Below are 19,450 nucleotides of genomic sequence, written 5' to 3'. Positions count from 1 at the left end.
TTGCATGGTTAAAAGGTACCTATCCGTCAGAGTCGCTCCAGCATTGGTTGGAATCTTGCTTGTTCTTTTAAGTACCTCATCTTTCGCCGGGCGAGTTTCAGATCTTTGAAGTGGCCCCCGAAAGTTGGACAAGGGGTTAAGCTCTGGGCTTCAGGAAAGGAGTCGAGGGATGAAGGGAAAACGCAAGCAGTACAAGCCGGAATTCAAGGCGCAGGTAGCCCTGGCGGCCTTGCAGGGCGATAAGACGATGGCCGAGCTGGCGCAAGAATTTGGGGTACATCCCACCATGATCAATGCCTGGCGCCGGCAGCTGGTGGAGCATGCGGCCACGGCCTTTGAACGGGGAAAGTCCCGGACCGAGGAGCCCGTGGACGTGCAGGCTTTGTATCGGAAGATCGGACAGCTGGAGATGGAACGCGATTTTTTAGCCTCCAGGCCCGGTCTCATGTCCCGGATCGGGAAAGGCGCCAAATGATCGACCGGGCCCAAACCCCAGTTTCTGTGCAACGGCAATGCGCTCTTTTGGGCGTGCCCCGCAGTACGGTCTATTACCGCGCGCATCCTCGGCCGATGGGCGACGGGCTGTTGCGGGCGATCGATCGCCTCTACACCGCCTTTCCGTTCATGGGTAGGCGGCAGATCCATCGGATGCTGAAAGCGGAGAATGTCGTGGTCAACCGCAAAACGGTACACCGGGCCATGCGTATCCTCGACATTGCCGCGGTGGCGCCCGGACCACACACCAGCAAGCCCCACCCCCAGCACCCAAAATATCCTTATCTGTTGCGTGGCGTGACGGTGGACCGTCCCCACCAGGTCTGGTCCGCGGATGTGACCTATCTGCCCATGGCACGAGGATTTCAATACCTCATAGCCGTAGTGGACTGGTTCAGTCGTAAGGTGTTGTCCTGGCGGGTTTCCAACAGTCTTGATGCGGGTTTCTGCGTAGAGGCCCTGAAAGAGGCCATACGCCGCTATGGCACCCCCGAGATCTTCAACACGGATCAGGGCGCTCAGTTCACCGCGGAGTCCTTCCTCTCTGTACTCCGCCAGCACGGCATTCGAATCAGTATGGACGGCAAAGGCCGGGCCCTGGATAACGTCTTTGTCGAACGGCTTTGGCGCACCGTCAAATACGAGCACGTCTACCTGCGGCCAGCAGAAACTGGAACCGAGCTGAAAGCTGGCCTCAGGACCTACTTCGACTGGTATAATGCCGAAAGACCGCACTCTTCTCTGGGAGACAGAACACCCGATGTGGTCTATGCAGAAGGTTTACAAAGGCTGGTGGCCTGACCCGCCATGGAAACAGGTTCAGAGCTTAATCACTCCAGCAGGCTGTCCAATCCAGGGGGACCACCTCACTTTCCTTGGGGGCCGGTGGGAGGGGTGGGACCTGTGACGATGATTGGTATTATCTTGCCCAGCAGTCCGGATACTTACTCTCAGCCGGTATCTTTGAGAAGGCCATGCTAGCTCCTGACTACGTGCGTTCTTGGACCCGGGAGAATGGCGTACAACGTTGATCGTCAGGGGAATGGGACATCATATATGTCGCCCGCAAATGGCTTTCATGCCGCATTGCGCTACCTCCAAGGTGCACGTGCTATCGGTACGCCGCCGAAAGTCCTCTTCGGCTCTTGATTTCCCGGACAATAACAGGAACTTTGCTTTGCAATCACTCATGAAACATCTGCTTTCCTCTTCGTTTGTGAAAATACTTTTCTTGGGTGGACTCTGTCCTCTGGCTGTTGCCTCGCCGGTGGTGGCGACCTATGACAACGCTGGCGGGATCTCCGCATCCTCGATGATTTCCAAACGCGACACCCGAGATCTATTGGCTCCGTTCTCCGTGGACGCTGCCAATCAAGACTGGGTGATGCACGTTCTGCCCACTGGCAGAATCGTCTCTCCCGTGGCCACGGTAAACGGTACGCCCAATTTTGCGACCAATGTCATACCCTTGCAGAACGGGCCCATCGCCGTGCTCGCGAACGGAGCAACGCGCGCGCAGACGGTGACTCTCTATGATCCCCACAGTCTGAAGTCAGTAGCACAGCTAGCCGCGTATAAGAAGCTCTGGCACGCTGACCAGAAAGTTAGCAATCCGAAGATCCATTCCACTGGTCATCAGAGTTTTTTTCAGGGTATCACTGCCGGCCCTGATGGTCGCTTTTTTGTTGCGGGTGGTGACAGCAACGACGTAGCGGAGTTTCGGTGCGACAACGGTCATGTCCAGATCGTGCGGCGATTCCCCCTGGCTTGGCAGGCTTTCCCGAAGGATCAATATCCGTACGACTATCAGGGAGAGTATCGCTCTGGCAAAGCCCGGGTCTTTTATCCAGATGCCGTGCTGTTGGGGCCGCAGCACAAGCATCTCTTTGTTGCCGGCATGCTGAGCAACAGTCTGGCGCGGATCGATCTGGCAACCGGACAGACGCAGTATCTCAATGTTGGCTCTTATCCCTTTGCCTTGGCGCTGGCCGACCACGGAAAGCGGGTCGTTGTGAGCCTCTGGGGTGCGGATGCCGTGGCGGTAGTCGATCCCAAAAGCTTCCATCTGTTGGGGACCGTGGGCGTTGGACCGCAAACTGGACCCGATAACCGGGCTGCCGGAGTGCATCCCACCGCATTGGTTGTTGATCCTGACAACGCAGATGTTTATGTGGCGTTGGCAAACGTGGATCAGGTAGCCAAAGTCGACACGCAAACCCTGCAGCTTGCGGGCATTCTGCAAGATAGTCCGTATCCCGATGCTCCACCCGGATCGTATCCTGACGCGTTGACCATTGCCCAGGGGAAGCTGTTCGCGGGAAATGCGGGTAACAACGATGTCGCGGTCTACGATCTCCGCAGCGGAAAATCCCTGGGGCTGATTCCCACCGGCTGGTATCCGACCGGAATGACGGTATCGGGCGATGATCTCTATGTGGTCGCTGCCAAGGGATTGGGAACTGGTCCGAACGTCCAGCATCAATGGGTCGGTGACATGATGGATGGCCTGATCCAGAAGATTCCGCTGAGCGAGCTGCCAACAAAACTTCCCCAGTGGACTGAGGCGGCGCTCAAAAACGATGGCTTTACCGTCAAGCAGCGCACGGAGCGCCATGTGGCAGACCAGCGCGAGGACGCCTTTTTGCGCAAGCACATCCATTATGTTGTGTTCATCCTGCGCGAAAACAAAACCTTTGACGAGGACCTCGGCGACTACAAACCGGCGGGTGCCTGGGCGGATCCAGAGTTGGATCTGTATGGCCCGAAGGAGCTACCGAACCTCTACAATCTGGCACGGCACTACACCCTATTCGTCAATTTCATGGCCGACGGCGAGGTAACGGCCCAGGGGCATCAGTGGACTACCGCTGCCTCCGATTCGGATTTTGTGCAGCGTACCTGGCCCGAGTATTACTCCGGTCGTGGCCTGGTAGCTAATCCCGGATGGACTCAGTCGTTAATCCCCGGCGGTTCTGACGGGTGGGGTGGAGTTCCGGGGGGAACGGATAATCCCTTTGCCATTTACGAGAATCTGTCGGTGCTCGGGAAATGGTCCAATCCCTGGATCAGTTATCCGGAGCGCCTCTTCCTCTTCAATGATCTACTGAATCATCACGTTTCCTTTGAAGACTTCGGGGAATTTGTCTCTCGTTCCGAGGCCGGTAACATCTCACCCGCCATGAAGAAGCATCTGGCCACCGGGTTTCCCGGATGGGACCGGATGATTCTGGACACCTATCGGGAGAAGATGGCACAACACTGGCTGGAGGCACATCCGGGCAAGAAATTCCCGCATTTCATCTACATCTGGCTGCCCGATGATCATACGGCTGGGCGGGAACCTTGCTATTACACCCCGGACTATTATGTCGCCAACAACGACTATGCGACGGCGAAATTCATCCATTACCTGTCTACCACCCCGGAATGGAAACACATGGTGGTCTTTTTGACCGAGGATGACGCTCAATCCGGGGCCGATCATATCAATGCCCACCGAACCTTTGCGCTGGCCATGGGGCCGTGGGTGAAAAAGGGGTATCTGGAAGCCCATTTGTATTCCCAGGTCAATATCCTCAAGACCACGGAAGCCATCTTTGACCTCCCGCCGATGTCGCAGTGGGATCAGAACGCGAGCGTGTTTGCTGGCATCTGGACCCGTCATCCCGACGATACCCCAACACCGACCCCGATCCCCATCCAGATTCCGGTCGCCTTCAATGCCGGGAAATGCTCAGACTACACCTTGCTTCGACGCGAGGTGGGTTTGAGTGGAGGCTATCTCAAAGCGGACTGGAAGGATTGGTACTACCGGCATCAGAACAAATTCGGGAAGCATCTGCCGCCACCTAAGGCGGGAAGCGAGTACACGCCAACCACCCTGCTCAAGGTGCCCGGACCCGAGCAGATGAAGCAGGAATGGATTGCCAGTAAAGGGATCGCTTCCTATGAGCAGGTAATGGCTTACCTGGGACAGATGGCTAAGGCGCATCACGCCCCAATAGCCGCCTATCAGGCCGGAGAGAAAGAGTAGTGAACCGCCCCGGCATTGGCGGAGGCTGTTGTGTTGAAGTGAAGTTAAGCGGCAACGGAGGTTGATTGCCCAAGTTGCCGGTAGTAGTTTGCCTCAGCTTCTGCTGGGGGTACATAACCCAAGGGTGCCATCAGCCGTTGCTGGTTGAACCAGGACACCCATTCCAGAGTGGCCCACTCCACAGCATCGGCGGATTTCCAGGGACCGCGCCGGTGGATGAGTTCGGCCTTGTACAACCCGTTGATGGTCTCGGCCAAGGCGTTGTCGTAGCTGTCGCCAGTACTGCCGACCGAAGGGTCGATGCCTGCCTCCTGAAGCCTTTCCGTATACCGGATGCTGACATACTGAGATCCTTTATCTAAGTGGTGAATCAGGGTCTGATCGCGCTCGGGCTGACGCGCGTACAAAGCCTGCTCCAGAGCATCAAGGACGAAGTCGGTAGTCATGCTGCGACTGACCCGCCAGCCGACGATGGAGCGGGCGAACACGTCGATGATAAAGGCGACATAGACCCATCCCTGCCAGGTGGAGACGTAGGTGAAATCAGACACCCAGAGCTGGTTGGCCCTCTCGGCAGTGAACTGACGCTTGACCCGATCCAATGGATACGGGGTCAGCGGATTGCTCACGGTGGTCCGCACGGCTTTCCCGCGGACCACGTTCTGCAGGCCCAGACGGCGCATCAGCCGCTCGACCGTGCAGCGAGCCACCTGAATACCTTCGCGCTGGAGTTGCTTCCAGACCTTGACGACACCATAGACCTGCTGGTTGGCATTCCAGACGCGCGTGATCTCTGGCAGTAGCAGCGTATCGCGCTGTTCCCGGCGACTGCGCAGCTCCGGGTTGCGACGTCGGGCTACGCGGCGTCGATAAGCCGACGGGGCGACCTGCAATACCTCGCAGATCGGCTCGACCCCGTAGGTTTCTCGGTGCTGGTCGATGTAAGCCGTTACGACTTGAGCTTGCGGTCGAGCTCCGCTTGCGCGAAAAAAGCGCTGGCGGTTCGCAGAATCTCATTGGCTCGCCGCAGCTCCTTGACCTCCCGCTCCAGTTCTTTGATGCGCTGGGCTTCGGCAGTGGTCACACCCGGCCGCCGACCTGTATCTATCTCTACACGCTTGACCCACTCGTGCAGGGTGGCGGCAGAACAGCCAATCTTGGGCGCAATCGACTCGACTGCCGCCCACAGGGACGGATATTCGCTACGATGCTCCTGCACCAGACGTACCGCACGTTCACGCACTTCGGGGGAATACCTCGGCTTGTTGCACCAATTTGGCCAGTTTGAAAGCCAAAATAGTGCAAAAAACTTTCATGATAACGGATTTCATGGCTCGCCTCTTCGTAGCTGATTTAGCGAGTCAGCTATTTTTTCAATTAAGAAAATAAAATCAGTCAGATAAAGTGTATTCTGCGGGCGGAGCAGAGCAGGAATCGGAGGGGAGGTAAGGAAATTTGTCTCTCTGGCGCAACAAATGCTAGCATGTAGTTTTCTGTAAGTGTTGATGTATGCGTAGATCCTGCGCCGTCCGGTTTGCGGGAGCTGGTGTGCGAGTCCTCTAAACCGTGAAGTTATTTTAATGAGTTAGGAGAAAATACTATCTACTCATACCGCAAAATCGGCATCGCTCTGATCAGTCTCTTCTCTGGTTCCGTCATGGCGGCTGTGCTGCCCGCCACTCCAGCCACCGTCAATGTCCATGCCGGCCCTCTCGGAGAGCTCAGTGTCGGCGGACTTCTGAGTGTCAACGGGCGGGCACAGAGCAATCGCTATGACGCATCCGGCCCTGCGGGTAAATATTTCAGTGCCGATGTGACTGATGGCTTGGTCTCCGTGGCGAAAACCAAAGGGTTGTTGCAATTTTATCTCGAGGCCGGAGCCTATAACCTCTACGGTATCGGCCAGCCAGCCATTTCTACCGGAAATTTCACCAGCATCTTCGGGGCTCTTCCGCTGGCCTATCTGCAAATCACGCCCAGCAAAAACTTCAATGTGCAGATTGGCAAGTTGCCGGCAATCACGGGCATCACCCCCCTCACGGATCTGATTTCCAGCTCCTACAATATCCAGTTCGGCCTGGATAGCTGGCAACAACAGACCATCAGCCGGGGTATCCAGGCCAACTACAGTGCCGGCCCATTCTCTGCATCCGTCGCCTGGACCGACGGCTACTATTCCAAGCGGTTCAACTGGGTGGTTGGACAGCTCACCTACTCGCCAAGCAGCAGCAGCACGATCATCGTGCAGGGCGGTGGCAACGCCGGACAGACCGATTATGCCGGCCCCCTCGATAACTCTGATTTCTATCTTCTGGGTTACAATTACAGCGGCAGCAAACTCAATATGTTTGCCTATCTGCAATACCAGAAGCTGCTCAACGGCCCGCAATTTGGTAATTTGGGCGGAGATGGTGATCAGTTTGGTGCCAGTGTGGATGCCAACTATGCCTTCACTTCCAACTACTCTTTGAGCGCACGGCTGGATTACATGGCCTACAGCGATACGCCAAGTATTTATCACGGCACCACAACTCTGGCCGGACTCGGGATGGGATATGGTCCTGGCAGTCGTGCGGTAGGGTTGACCCTCACGCCGATTTATCAGGAAAAGCACTGGTTCCTAGAGGGAGAACTGAGTTATGTTCATGCGTACCACATTACTCCGGGATCGGCTTTCGGGCAGAATGGAAACCAGCCCAATCAGTTTGTGGCAATGATCAATACAGGTTTCTTTCTGTGACGATATGTCCCGCGCCCAAAGAGGATTAACATCATGACCGGTAAATTAAAACGAGAAGTCGGTTTTTCTGGGCTCATTTTTGCCAGCTTGGGAGGCATCATCGGGTCTGGCTGGCTCTTCGGGCCCCTCAACGCGGCGCAGATCGCCGGCCCCCTCAGCATCGGCTCCTGGATTATCGGTGCTGTCACCATACTACTTCTGGGGCTCACCTACGCGGAAGTGGGACCCCTCTTCCCGCGTGCGGGTGCAGCGGCCCACATTGCCAATGTCGTGCATGGCAGCCTCCTGGGGAAGATCTGGGCCTGGTTGCTGTTCATGTTCTACATTGCCATTGCGCCCGTGGAAGTGGTGGCGGTGCTGACCTATGCAAACAACTATATACCTGGTCTGTTGCAGGGTAATACTGGGTTATTGAGTAGTTGGGGATTGATCGCTGCGGTGCTGCTGCTGGGCGTGATGTTTCTGCTCAATTTTTTGGGGATTCGGCGAGTGGCGATGGTCTTTTCTGGCCTCGGTTGGTGGAAACTGGCGATTCCGGTTCTGACCATCATCGTCCTTGTGAGCCAGAGTTATCACCCGGAAAATCTGCATATCCTGCACTGGACCAGCAGTTTCCACGGGATGTTTGTGGCGGTCGCATCTTCCGGCATTGTGTTCAGTTATCTCGGGTTTCGCCAGGCGATCGAGCTGGGCGGCGAAGCCAAAAATCCCGGGCGCCATATCCCCGCCGCAGTCATTGGCGCCATTGTTGTCGGCGCCATCATCTATGTGGGGCTGCAGTGGGCCTTCCTGGTGGCGATGCCGCCGGATCAGGTGACCCAGGGCTGGCAAAAGCTGAATTTCCCCGGACTCTTTGGTCCTTTTGCGGCTATTGCCACGCTATTGGGCATCGGCTGGCTGGCGGTACTGATCTATGCTGATGCCTTGATTTCGCCCGGTGGAACCGCACTCGTGTATGCCACATCGGCGGCGCGGGCGGTGGTTGCGAATGGCGAGGTCAAGGCGGGTCCCAGTTTCTTCACGAAAATCAGTCCTACCGGCGTGCCTTGGGTGGGCGTCATCGTCGCCTATGTTATTGGCTGCGTGTATTTTCTGCCCTTTCCATCCTGGCAGAAACTGGTGGGATTCATCACCACCATTTCCGTCATTACCTATGGCATCGGTCCGATTGTGCTGTTGCAGTTACGGCGCGCAGTGCCGGATCTGAAGCGACCCTTCCGTTTGTGGGGAGCGCAAGTTATTGCGCCCCTGGCGTTCATCCTTTCTTCCTTGGTGGCGTATTGGGGCGGCTTTCAGGCTCTCACCTACATCTTTGCCGTGTTGTTTGGGGTGCTGATCATTTACGGCATTGTCGCTCTGATCCGCGGAAAATCATCCGATATGTCTGGTTTTTATCATATCTCCTGGATCTTTCCCTATTTCATCGGCCTCTGGCTCCTGTCGTATTTTGGTCCAAAGGTTCTGGGCGGGACGGGTGACATCCCGTTTTTCTGGTCGATGCTGTTGGTCGCTGTCCTTGCCTTGATTTCCATGGTCTGGGCCCTGAAGGTAACCGTGCCCGACGGTCAGGTGACCGATTATTTTGCGGCGATGAAAGAGGAGGGGATCGGTCTCTGATTGGCGGAGCATGGGCGGGTCTCTGCGGTGCGGGGATGTTCTCTGCCGAGGCGGCCCACGCGCCACGCTGGTCGCCGCCCCGGTATTCACCGGCGCTGTTCGTGCTGGCATTCCCCCGTGGAATTATGGTATAAAGCGCCTCTTTTCTGTGGGGGATGGTAGTCATGTCCAGAGTTTGCAAGGTTACGGGCAAGAAGCCCATGGCGGGGAACAATGTTTCCCATGCCAACAACAAAACGCGTCGGCGCTTTTTGCCGAATCTGCAGTACAAGCGCTTTTGGGTCGAGAGCGAGAATCGCTGGGTTCGTCTGCGGGTCAGTACGCAGGGCATCCGCACCATCGACAAGAAGGGCATTGATGTCGTTCTGGCGGACCTGCGTGCCGCTGGCGAGAAAATCTGAGGGCTGAGCGATGCGTGATAAAATCAAACTGGTTTCCACCGCGGGTACCGGGCACTTCTATACCACCACCAAGAACAAGAAGAACACCCCGGACAAGCTTCAGTTCGTAAAATATGATCCTAAGGCGCGCAAGCACGTTGCCTATCGGGAAGACAAAATCAAGTAATTCTCTGGTCTCTTGGCACTCTCTGCGGTAGAGTGCTAATAAGACGCCCGGAGTGGGCGTGTCCAGGAGAGCTTACAAGATGGATGCGCGTGCCCGTCACCTATTGAAGTCGCTCATCGAGCAGCATATCAGCAGTGGCCAGCCAGTCGGCAGCCGCCAGCTGGCTCGTGATGCGGGTCTGGCGATCAGCCCAGCGACCGTGCGCAATGTCATCGCCGATCTCGAAGAGGAAGGGTATGTCATTTCACCGCATACTTCGGCGGGCCGCGTCCCTACTTCCAGTGGTTACCGCTTCTTTGTCGATTCCCTTATCCATGTGAGCCCGTTTTCTGGCGCAGCGAAGCGAGTGCTTCTGCAGCGCATCGGCGCGCGCGTGCCGGATGCAGAAGAGGTCTTGCACGCCGCCACCGAGGCCCTGTCGGAAATGACGCGTATGGTGGGCTTCATCCGCGTACCGCGGCGCGCAACGCAGACCCTGCGTCACGTCGATTTCATCAGCCTGCGTGAGCGCGAGGTATTGGCTATCTTTGTTACCGACAAGGGCGAAGTCGAGAATCGTCTTGTTCGCTTGAATGAATCCTTGAGTGCTGCAGCCCTGACACAGGCTGCCAATCGTTTCAACGCCAGTTATGGTGGTCGTCCGCTGCAGGAGGTGATCTCCTTGCTTGACGACGATCTGCGCCAGTCGCGTGCCGAAATGGACCAGATTCTGCGCAATGCCATGGAGCTGGGGAAGGAGATGTTGGCCGCCGATCAGGAGCGGATGCTCATCGAAGGGGAGCTTCAACTTCTCGATCTGCCTGATTTTGCTGGTAGTGAGCGCCTGCGCGAACTGCTATCCGTGGTACGGCAGAAGCGCGAGTTGGTCATGCTCCTCGACCGTAGCGTGCGCGGTAGCGATGTTCGCCTTTTTATCGGTGGTGAGTCGGGTCTGGCACCGCTGAGTGAATTTACCCTCATTTCTGCGCCATATCACATCGACGGAGATCCTGTCGGTGTGATTGGGGTATTGGGTCCCATGCGCATGCCCTATCAGGAGATCATCCCCTTGGTGGATGGTGCCGCGCGCCTTCTTGGACAGGCCCTGTCGCATAGTGAGCGATTTCCCTCTTGAAATGGGCTGGTACCCGCCCCATGTAGCGGGTGGACAACGCTGGAGGAAAGTACCCTATGAGTGAAACCGAACAGGATCCGCAGGCCACTGAAACAGCAACTACAGAGAGTGGAGCGGTACCAGAAACCGACTGGCAGGCAGAGGCGGATAAATTCCGTAATGAGTATCTTCGTTCCCTGGCGGACATGGAGAATCTGCGCAAGCGTACCGAAAAGCAGATGCAGGATGCGCGCAATTATGCCGTCGAGCGCTTTGCCAAGGAGCTCCTGCCCGTGGTCGACAGTCTGGAAATGGCCCTGACAGCGTCTACTGGCGAGGACGAGGCCATGCGACAGTTTCGTCAGGGTATCGAAAACACCCTGCAACTGCTGGTCGGCGCGCTGGGCAGTGCCGGCGTGCGACCGGTGGAGGTTGAAAACGGTCGCTTTGACCCCAACCTGCATCAGGCGATAGCGATGGTGGAGGATCCGGGCGAGCCCAACCGAATTTTGGCGACACACCAGAAAGGATATTTGATTCACGACCGTTTGCTGCGACCGAGCATGGTTTCGGTCTCCAAGGCGGCCACGGCGCAGTAAGGGTAGCGGGCAACGCACAGAAATTTTGAGGAGATTACAGAATGGCAAAAGTTATTGGAATCGATTTGGGAACCACCAATTCCTGCGTTGCCGTCATGGAAGGCGACAAGGTGAAGGTGATTGAAAACAGTGAAGGAAAGCGCACGACGCCTTCCATCGTGGCCTTCAGTGAAGATGGCGAAGTCCTGGTGGGCGAGTCTGCCAAGCGCCAGGCGGTCACCAACCCGGAAAACACCGTCTATGAAGTCAAGCGTCTGATTGGCCGCAAGTTTGACGACGCCGAGGTACAGAAGGACATGAAGCATGTCCCCTACAAGATCGTCAAATCCGACAATGGCGATGCCTGGGTAGAGGCGCGGGGTAAGAGCTACTCCCCACAGCAGATCTCGGCGTATATCCTGCAGAAGATGAAAAAGACTGCCGAGGATTATCTGGGCGAGACGGTGTCCGAGGCAGTCATCACCGTACCTGCGTATTTCAATGATGCCCAGCGCCAAGCCACCAAGGACGCCGGACGCATCGCCGGTCTCGAAGTCAAACGCATCATCAACGAGCCCACGGCGGCGGCGCTGGCCTTCGGCGAAGATAAAAATCCCGGCGACAGCAAGGTCGCAGTCTATGACCTGGGTGGTGGTACCTTCGACATCTCCATCATCGAGATTGCCGAGATGGACGGGGAACACCAGTTCGAAGTGCTTTCCACCAACGGTGACACTTTCCTGGGCGGTGGTGATTTCGATAATCGCGTCATCAACTACCTGGCGGACTCCTTCAAGGCGGAGGCAGGGATTGACCTGCGCAGTGACCGCTTGGCCATGCAGCGCCTGAAGGAGGCGGCCGAAAAGGCGAAGATCGAGCTGTCTTCGTCGGCCCAGACAGACGTCAATCTGCCCTTCATTACCGCCGACCAGTCTGGCCCCAAGCATCTCAACATGAAGCTGACCCGGGCGAAACTGGAGTCTTTGGTGGAAGATCTGATCGACCGCAGCATGACGCCCTGCAAGGTGGCGATGAAGGACGCCGACCTTTCCAGCAGCCAGATTTCCGACGTGATTCTGGTGGGTGGCCAGACGCGTATGCCCAAGGTGCAGGAGAAGGTCAAGGACTTCTTCGCCAAGGAGCCGCGCAAGGACGTGAATCCCGATGAAGCCGTGGCAATTGGCGCCGCCGTGCAGGGTGCCGTGCTGTCCGGCGACAAGAAAGACGTTTTGTTGATGGACGTTACCCCCCTCTCTTTGGGTATCGAGACCCTGGGTGGGGTGATGACCAAGCTCATTGAGAAGAACACCACCATTCCCACCCGGAAATCGCAGGTCTTCTCGACCGCCGAGGACAACCAGTCGGCAGTCACGGTGCATGTCCTGCAGGGCGAGCGTGAGCTGGCGCGAGACAACAAATCGCTGGCGCGCTTCGATCTTACCGATATCCGCCCGGCGCCACGCGGCATGCCGCAAGTCGAAGTCACCTTCGATATCGACGCCAACGGTATCCTGCATGTATCGGCCAAAGACAAGGAGACGAACAAGGAGCAGTCGATCAAGATCACGGCCAGCTCCGGTCTGTCTGAGGCAGAGATTCAGCGCATGATCCGGGAAGCCGAGGCCAATGCCGCCGACGACAAGAAGGCGCGTGCCCTGATCGAGGCGCGGAATGAGGCGGATGGCAGTGTGCATGGGGCACGCAAGGCCCTTGCTGAGCATGGCTCCGCCCCGGCGGAGGTGCGCAGCAAGGTCGAGGGCGCCGTCAGCGCTGTCGAAGAGGCGGCCAAGGGGGAAGACCCCGAGGCCATCAAGGGCGCCGTCGCGACCCTCATGGCGGCGATGTCCGAGCTCCTGCAGCACGCTGCTCCGGCTGGACAGGCCGGTCCGGCCGACGCGGCTGGCAGCGGCAGCAGTCATGCCAAGGACGATGACGTGGTTGAGGCCGAGTTCGAGGAAGTCGACAAGAAGTAAGGCGGCGATCACTGTAGCAGGGCAGGGAGCTATCCCTGCCCTTGCCTGTTTCTGGAAATGGAAGCGATGAGCAAACGCGATTACTACGAAGTGCTGGAAGTCAGCCGCACGGTGGACGATGGCGAGCTGAAAAAATCCTATCGTCGTCTGGCCATGCGCTATCACCCTGACCGCAACCCCGACGATCAATCGGCGGAAGAACGATTCAAGGAGATCAGCGAGGCCTACGAAATCCTTTCCGATCCCCAAAAACGCCGTGCCTATGATCAGTTTGGTCATGCTGGTGTGCAGGGCGGGGCCGGGGGAGGCGCGGGATTCGGAGGCTTTTCTGGCGCTGGCGGGTTTGGCGATATCTTTGGTGATATCTTCGAGCAGTTCACCCGTGGCGGCTTTGGTTTTCAGCAGGATCCGGGCCGTGGCAGTGACCTGCGCTATCGCTTGGACCTGACTCTCGAGGAGGCTGCGTCGGGAAAGACCGTGGAGCTCGACATCCCCAGCTCGGTGATGTGCGAGGCCTGTCATGGCTCGGGCGCGGAGCCTGGCAGTGAAGTCGAGGACTGCCGGACTTGCGGTGGGCATGGACAAGTGCGTATGGCGCAGGGTTTCTTCTCGGTCACGCGTCCCTGTCCCGCCTGCGGCGGTAGCGGCAAGGTAGTCAAAAATCCCTGCAAATCCTGTAAAGGTCAGGGACGCGTCAAGAAAAACCGGCAGGTGGAGGTCAAAATCCCGGTCGGAGTCGATACCGGCGACCGCATTCGTCTGACCGGCGAGGGGGAAGCGGGCGAGCGGGGTGCTGCCCCAGGTGATCTCTACATCGAGATCCAGGTGCGGCCCCACAGTCTCTTTGAGCGCGACGGCGATGATCTCCACTGTGCTGTACCGGTCAGTTTCACTACCTTGGCTTTGGGTGGTGAGCTCGAGGTACCTACCTTGAGTGGTCGCGCTAAGATCCAAATCCCGGCTGGCACCCAGTCAGGCAAGGTCTTTTTGCTGCGCGGCAAGGGAATCCAGGGGGTACGCAGCCGGATGGCGGGCGATCTGCATTGTCGTGTGCAGGTGGAAGTGCCGGTCAAACTCAGCGAGCGGCAACGTGAACTTTTGCAGGAGTTCGCCGCAGAAACCGGGGAGCTCGCCCAGCATCCGCAGCAGGAGAGCTGGTGGGCCAAGGCCAAAGACTTTTTTGAACGCATGGGGATCTGAGATGACGATTCGCCTGGCATTGGCAGCAGCGGCCGGTAAGATGGGCAGAGCCATCGTCGCGGCCCTGAGTGAGCAGCCTGATCTGCAACTGGTTGCCGCACTGGGGCGACCTGGGGCGGAAAATCTTGGTGAGGATATCGGTCGACTGGCGGGGGTTGCCGAGCTGGGCGTTCCCCTGACCGCTCCAATCGCGGAGGCCCTCGCCCAGGCGGATATACTCGTCGACTTCAGCCCGGCGGATGCCGCCCTTTGTCACCTGCGTGCCGCCGCCCAGGCGCAGGTGCCGGTGGTACTGGGCAGCACAGGGTTCAGCGCCGATCAACAAAAAGAGTTGCAGGAACTCAGTACTCGTATTCCGCTTGTCGCTGCCGCCAACATGAGTGTTGGGATCAATGTCCTGCTGGCACTGTTGCCGCAAGTGGTCGCGACCCTCGGTGAGGACTATGACATCGAGATCATCGAGGCGCACCATAATCAGAAACGCGATGCCCCATCGGGGACTGCCCTGGCCTTGGGGCGTGCGGCGGCGGCGGGGCGCAAGGTCGAGCTCGATGCGGTGGCCTGCTGGGATCGCAACGGCAGCGACGGGTTGCGGGGCAAGGGCAGCATTGGCTTCGCTACCCTGCGTGCCGCTGATGTGGTCGGTGAGCACAGCGTATGGCTGGCGGGTGCTGGAGAGCGTCTGGAGCTCACCCATCGGGCCAGCAGTCGCCGCAATTTTGCCGAAGGGGCCTTGCGCGCGGTGCGGTGGCTACAGGGTCGGCCAGCCGGACTCTACGATATGCAGGATGTTCTTGGTCTGCGCCGCACGCCTGCCGTAGAATAGGAATATCTGCAACATCTTCTGGAGGCAACCATGCAATACGTAGTGGCCAACCGGGTACCGGTCAAGCCAGAATTCCATCAGGAGTTTGAGGAACGCTTCCGCCGGCGCGCCGGTGAGGTAGAAAAACAGCCAGGATTTGTGCGCATGGAGATCCTGCGTCCGGTCGCCGAAGATGGCATGTACATCGTGCTCACCCATTGGCAGGACAAAGCTGCATTCGAGGCTTGGCTGCGCAGCGACGACTTCAAGGCGGCGCACAAGAATCCCCTGCCCAAAGAGGCCTTTGGTGAGGGCGGCGGACTGGAACAGCACGAGGTCATCATTTCTGCCGGTTGATTCCGGACGACGGAGAAGGGTTTTGCTCATGGCAGAGTTACAGAAGCAGCAGGTAGAGCAGGCGCTGGCGAGCATTCAGGATCCGTATCTCGGCAAGGATCTGGCCAGCGCGGGTGTGTTGAAAAGCGTGGAGGGGCAGAGGCTTCGGCTCGAACTGCCTTACCCGGCGCAAGGTGTGACGAGTAAGCTGAGCGAGGAGGTCGTCGCTGCGGTGCAGAAGCTTACCGGCATCCGGCCAGAGATCGAGATTAGCCAGAATATCCGTACCCATCAGGCACAACGCGGCGTCAAATTGCTGGACGGCATCAAGAATATCATCGCCGTCGCCTCGGGCAAGGGCGGCGTTGGCAAGTCCACTACGGCTGTGAATCTGGCCCTCGCGCTCGCGCAGGAAGGTGCGCTGGTAGGGATCCTCGATGCCGATATCTACGGCCCCAGTCAGCCGCGCATGCTCGGCATCGAGGGCAAGCCGACCAGTAAAGACGGCAAGAAAATGGAGCCCATGGAAGGGCATGGCATCAAGGCCATGTCCATCGGTTTCCTCATCGACGAGGAGACTCCCATGGTCTGGCGTGGTCCCATGGTGATGCAGGCCCTGGAGCAGCTGCTGTCGGATACGCGCTGGGGGGAACTGGATTATCTGGTCATCGATCTGCCGCCCGGCACCGGTGACACTCAACTGACCCTGGCGCAAAAGGTGCCGGTATCCGGTGCGGTCATCGTCACCACGCCGCAGGATATTGCTCTCCTCGATGCGCGTAAGGGACTGAAGATGTTCGAGAAAGTGGGCGTGCCCATTCTCGGCGTCATCGAGAATATGAGTTTCTACATCTGCCCGAAGTGCGGCAACGAAGACGACATCTTTGGTCATGGCGGTGGCGCCGCAATGGCAGAGCAGTATGGCGTGGAATTCCTCGGTGCCGTGCCGCTCGATCGCAGCATCCGCAACGAAGCCGATAGCGGGGCGCCGACGGTGGTAGGGGCTCCCGATTCCCCCTTGGCGAAGATCTACCGGGAGCTGGCGCGCCATGTAGCAGGCCGCATCGCCTTGCAGGCGGTGGACCACAGCCATAAATTCCCGAAAATCGTCATCGAAAACCGCTAGGAGAGCCGTGCATGGCCATCAAGTCCGACCGCTGGATCCGGCAAATGGCCGAAGAGCAAGGCATGATCGAACCCTTCGCGGCGCAGCAGGTACGTCAGCTCGAAGGGCAGCCGATCATCTCCTACGGGCTGTCTTCCTACGGCTACGACATCCGCTGTGCGGGCGAATTCAAGGTCTTCACCAACGTGCGCAGTGCCATTGTCGACCCCAAAAACTTCAGCGAAGATTCCTTTGTGGAGTTTACTGGTGACACCTGCGTCATCCCCCCTAATTCCTTTGCCTTGGCACGCACGGTGGAATATTTTCGTATCCCGCGCAATGTGCTCACCATCTGCCTGGGCAAATCCACCTATGCCCGCTGTGGTATTATCGTCAATGTGACGCCTTTCGAGCCGGAATGGGAGGGTTACGTGACCCTGGAGTTTTCCAACACCACCCCCTTACCGGCCAAAATCTATGCCAATGAAGGGGTGGCGCAGGTGCTTTTCTTCGAGTCGGATGAAGTCTGCGAGGTCTCCTACGCCGACCGCAAGGGCAAGTATCAAGGCCAGCACGGCGTTACCCTGCCGCGCGCCTGAGTATCCCCCTATCTCTCTTAGTGCTCGCTATTGCTGGGCTCGTCCTCGGCGCGTGCGTGTCCGCCGCGATGGGTGAGGTAGAGAGCCAAAGCGACCAGAGCGATGCCCAGGGCCAGGTAGAGCAGGTCCAGGAAATTACTTACACGCATGGACAGAGAGCGTTCGAAGAAACTGACGATAAGAATCATCAGGATCACCTTGGCCAGGCGATCCTTGAGGTCATCCAGGCTGCGAATGAAGAGCACCCGGGAGCCCTTGGATGCAGCCGCAACATCGATCTTGCTGATGAAGAGTTCGTAGAGACCCAGGGAAAAGATCAGCAGAATGGTGGCCAGCAAATAGCCATCGACGATACTGACCGCATGGGCGACCACCTGCAAGTGGAAGGTCTCGCGCGCCTCACTGCTTAAATGGGGATTGGCATAGCTGAGGATATGGCTGACCAGGTGCCAGGCATCGACGGAGGTCACGAAAAAGACGGCAAAGGCCACCAGCAAGCTGGCGACGACGGCTAGCAAGATGGCAAAGCGACTGTTCCACAGCAACCATTCGAATACTGCCTCGATCTTCTCGCCCATTACCATCCTCACAGTTTTTCGCTGTTAATGTGTTCCGGTGCTGCCGAATCCGCCCGCACCGCGTTCGCTGGCGACGAATTCCTCCACCACGCGTACCTGGGGGCGCAGCACCGGCACCAGAATCATCTGCGCCACGCGCTCGCCTACGGCAATGGTGAAGGATTCTGTGCCCCGATTCCACAGGGATACTTTGAGCGGACCCTGGTAATCGGCATCGATCAAGCCCACCAGATTACCGAGCACCAGACCCTTGTGCCCCAGCCCGGAACGCGGCAGTAGCAGGGCGGTGACGGCGGGGTCGCCAATGTGCATGGCAAAGCCCGCCGAGATCAAGGCGGCCTCGCCCGGCGCCAGGGTCAGTGGTGTCTCGATGCAGGCGCGCAGATCCATACCCGCTGCAGCGTCACTGGCGTAGTGCGGCAGGGGCCAGTCGCGGCCAAGGCGGGGGTCGAGAATGCGAAGGGCGAGCGTATCCATCTAGATCTTTCCGTGCAGGCAGGAGTCGAGATGATGCAACAAGGCACGGGCCAGGTCGAGCTTGTCACTACGCGGCAGCTCCCAGCGGCGCTCGGAACAGTAGAGCACCGCAGCATTCTCCGACCCTCCCATCGCGCCGCTGCGCAGATCGTTGAGCACCGCGAAATCGGCTCCCTTGGCGCGCAGCTTCGCCACGGCGCGCTCCTCATCGCCATGGGTTTCCGCGGCAAAGGCAAGGAGATAACGGGGACGCTCTGCGCTTTCGTGCAGGCTGCGGACGATATCCGGATTGGGGAGCAAGGCGAGCTGATTCGGGATCTCACCTTTCCCCTGCTTATCACGGACGCTGCTTGCGGGGCGATGATCGGCGACGGCGGCATTGGCGATAAAAAGATCGACCCGCTGCTGCTGCACGATGTTCTCACAGGCCGCCAGCATGTCCCGTGCCGATTCGACGGCAATGCGCCGTACTCCTCTGGGGCAGGGCAGAGACGTTGGGCCACTGACCAGGGTCACCTGCGCGCCGCGTTCGGCGGCGGCCTGGGCTAAGGCATAGCCCTGGCGGCCGCTGGCGCGATTGCTGAGTCCCCGCACCGGATCCCAGGCCTCCCAGGTGGGACCGGCGGTGACGAGGACCTGTCTGCCAGCCCAAGACTTGTTGGCTAGTGCGAGACGCAGCTGGTCGACGATTTCCGGCACCTCCAGCAGGCGACCCGCGCCGGTCTCGCCACAGGCGAGTTCGCCGCTGGCGGGCCCCAGAAAGGTTGCACCATCTGCCTGTAGCTGGCGCACGTTGCGTTGGGTGGCCGGATGCTCCCACATGGCGGTATTCATGGCTGGCGCCAGAAAGAGTGGCGCGCGGCTGGCAAGAACGATGGTGCCCGGCAGGTCGCTGGCGAGTCCCTGCGCCAGACCGGCGAGGCCGTTGGCGGAAACTGGGGCATAGAGCAGTGCGTCGGCCCAACGCGCCAGCGCAATATGGTCCATCGCGGCTTCTTCCACGGGGGAGAAGAGCGATTGCCGCACGGGTTGCCCGGTCACGGCCTGCAGGGCCAGCGGCGCGACAAAATCGGCGGCGTGGCGACTCAGCGCCACGCGCAGCTCGACGCCACGGTCCCGCAAGCGACGCGCGAGTTCCGGCGTTTTGTAGGCGGAGACGCTACCACCAATCATCAAAAGGATTTTTTTGCCCGCCAGTGGGTCCATGTCGGCCTTGCTTTCCAGTACAATATCGCTGACTAGGATACGAAAAAG

18 protein-coding genes and 1 other annotated feature are annotated in these 19,450 nt (G+C 58.5%); of the genes, 14 read left to right on the top strand and 4 right to left on the bottom strand.

The features are described 5' to 3' along the window. The first annotated feature begins 169 nt into the window (after positions 1–169). Together ACQAYK_RS09715 and ACQAYK_RS09710 are read left to right on the top strand one after the other, a co-directional pair. Positions 170–1,296, top strand: a protein-coding gene (locus ACQAYK_RS09715; protein WP_483167547.1) for an IS3 family transposase whose coding sequence is annotated in 2 segments (ribosomal slippage) — positions 170–436 and positions 439–1,296 — 1,125 coding nt in all. Because the reading frame shifts where the segments join, the coding sequence is not laid out codon by codon here. 388 nt (positions 1,297–1,684) lie between these two features. Then, positions 1,685–4,528 carry a bifunctional YncE family protein/alkaline phosphatase family protein gene (locus ACQAYK_RS09710; RefSeq protein WP_215872557.1) on the top strand — a complete coding sequence of 948 codons (2,844 nt, stop codon included), beginning with the start codon at positions 1,685–1,687 and terminating at the stop codon, positions 4,526–4,528. 44 nt (positions 4,529–4,572) lie between these two features. Here the strand turns inward: ACQAYK_RS09710 and ACQAYK_RS09705 are convergent. Then, a protein-coding gene (locus ACQAYK_RS09705; RefSeq protein ID WP_480082163.1) for an IS3 family transposase occupies positions 4,573–5,771 on the bottom strand; the annotation gives its coding sequence in 2 pieces (ribosomal slippage) (positions 4,573–5,522 and positions 5,522–5,771; 1,200 coding nt in all). Then, positions 5,407–5,523, bottom strand: a sequence feature (AL1L pseudoknot). It overlaps the preceding gene by 117 nt. A gap of 414 nt (positions 5,772–6,185) precedes the next feature. Between ACQAYK_RS09705 and ACQAYK_RS09700 the strand changes: the two genes are divergently transcribed. From ACQAYK_RS09700 to dcd, 12 genes are all read left to right on the top strand, one after another. Beyond that, positions 6,186–7,268: an outer membrane beta-barrel protein gene (locus tag ACQAYK_RS09700; protein WP_215873376.1), complete on the top strand. Its 1,083-nt coding sequence runs from the start codon at positions 6,186–6,188 to the stop codon at positions 7,266–7,268. 33 nt (positions 7,269–7,301) lie between these two features. After that, positions 7,302–8,885: an APC family permease gene (locus tag ACQAYK_RS09695; protein WP_215885401.1), complete on the top strand. Its 1,584-nt coding sequence runs from the start codon at positions 7,302–7,304 to the stop codon at positions 8,883–8,885. Positions 8,886–9,049: 164 nt separating this feature from the next. Beyond that, positions 9,050–9,286 carry a 50S ribosomal protein L28 gene (rpmB, locus tag ACQAYK_RS09690; protein WP_215873374.1) on the top strand — a complete coding sequence of 79 codons (237 nt, stop codon included), beginning with the start codon at positions 9,050–9,052 and terminating at the stop codon, positions 9,284–9,286. 10 nt (positions 9,287–9,296) lie between these two features. Beyond that, positions 9,297–9,452, top strand: a complete 156-nt coding sequence (rpmG, locus tag ACQAYK_RS09685; protein ID WP_215873373.1) for a 50S ribosomal protein L33 — start codon at positions 9,297–9,299, stop codon at positions 9,450–9,452. A 79-nt stretch (positions 9,453–9,531) separates the two neighbouring features. Next, positions 9,532–10,566: a heat-inducible transcriptional repressor HrcA gene (hrcA, locus tag ACQAYK_RS09680; protein WP_215873372.1), complete on the top strand. Its 1,035-nt coding sequence runs from the start codon at positions 9,532–9,534 to the stop codon at positions 10,564–10,566. 56 nt (positions 10,567–10,622) lie between these two features. Continuing rightward, the gene (grpE, locus tag ACQAYK_RS09675) at positions 10,623–11,144 is read left to right on the top strand and encodes a nucleotide exchange factor GrpE (RefSeq protein WP_215873371.1); all 522 of its coding nucleotides are present in this window, start codon (positions 10,623–10,625) and stop codon (positions 11,142–11,144) included. A 41-nt stretch (positions 11,145–11,185) separates the two neighbouring features. After that, positions 11,186–13,096: a molecular chaperone DnaK gene (gene dnaK, locus ACQAYK_RS09670; RefSeq protein WP_215873370.1), complete on the top strand. Its 1,911-nt coding sequence runs from the start codon at positions 11,186–11,188 to the stop codon at positions 13,094–13,096. A 66-nt stretch (positions 13,097–13,162) separates the two neighbouring features. Next, entirely contained in the window at positions 13,163–14,296 is a 1,134-nt protein-coding gene (gene dnaJ, locus ACQAYK_RS09665; protein WP_215873369.1) for a molecular chaperone DnaJ, read from the top strand. 1 nt (position 14,297) lies between these two features. Continuing rightward, the gene (gene dapB, locus ACQAYK_RS09660; RefSeq protein WP_215873368.1) at positions 14,298–15,122 is read left to right on the top strand and encodes a 4-hydroxy-tetrahydrodipicolinate reductase; all 825 of its coding nucleotides are present in this window, start codon (positions 14,298–14,300) and stop codon (positions 15,120–15,122) included. Between the two features lie 30 nt (positions 15,123–15,152). Next, entirely contained in the window at positions 15,153–15,458 is a 306-nt protein-coding gene (locus tag ACQAYK_RS09655; protein WP_215873367.1) for an antibiotic biosynthesis monooxygenase family protein, read from the top strand. Positions 15,459–15,486: 28 nt separating this feature from the next. Continuing rightward, positions 15,487–16,563, top strand: coding sequence for an iron-sulfur cluster carrier protein ApbC (gene apbC / locus ACQAYK_RS09650; protein ID WP_215873366.1), 1,077 nt, complete (start codon positions 15,487–15,489; stop codon positions 16,561–16,563). 11 nt (positions 16,564–16,574) lie between these two features. After that, positions 16,575–17,141 carry a dCTP deaminase gene (dcd, locus tag ACQAYK_RS09645; protein WP_215873365.1) on the top strand — a complete coding sequence of 189 codons (567 nt, stop codon included), beginning with the start codon at positions 16,575–16,577 and terminating at the stop codon, positions 17,139–17,141. A gap of 17 nt (positions 17,142–17,158) precedes the next feature. Here the strand turns inward: dcd and ACQAYK_RS09640 are convergent, their stop codons facing one another. The 3 genes from ACQAYK_RS09640 to coaBC are packed head-to-tail and all read right to left on the bottom strand — an operon-like array spanning position 17,159 to position 19,402. Next, positions 17,159–17,719: a YqhA family protein gene (locus tag ACQAYK_RS09640; protein WP_215873364.1), complete on the bottom strand. Its 561-nt coding sequence runs from the start codon at positions 17,717–17,719 to the stop codon at positions 17,159–17,161. Positions 17,720–17,743: 24 nt separating this feature from the next. Further along, complete coding sequence (gene dut, locus ACQAYK_RS09635; protein WP_215873363.1) at positions 17,744–18,196, bottom strand: dUTP diphosphatase; 453 nt, start codon at positions 18,194–18,196, stop codon at positions 17,744–17,746. Then, positions 18,197–19,402, bottom strand: coding sequence for a bifunctional phosphopantothenoylcysteine decarboxylase/phosphopantothenate--cysteine ligase CoaBC (gene coaBC / locus ACQAYK_RS09630; protein ID WP_215873362.1), 1,206 nt, complete (start codon positions 19,400–19,402; stop codon positions 18,197–18,199). Positions 19,403–19,450: the final 48 nt, after the last annotated feature.

This window comes from Acidithiobacillus sp. AC3 (genome assembly GCF_050261095.1).
GTDB lineage: Bacteria > Pseudomonadota > Gammaproteobacteria > Acidithiobacillales > Acidithiobacillaceae > Igneacidithiobacillus > Igneacidithiobacillus copahuensis.
Note: the sequence above shows the minus strand (reverse complement) of the source record. Positions and strands in the feature narration are given on the sequence as shown.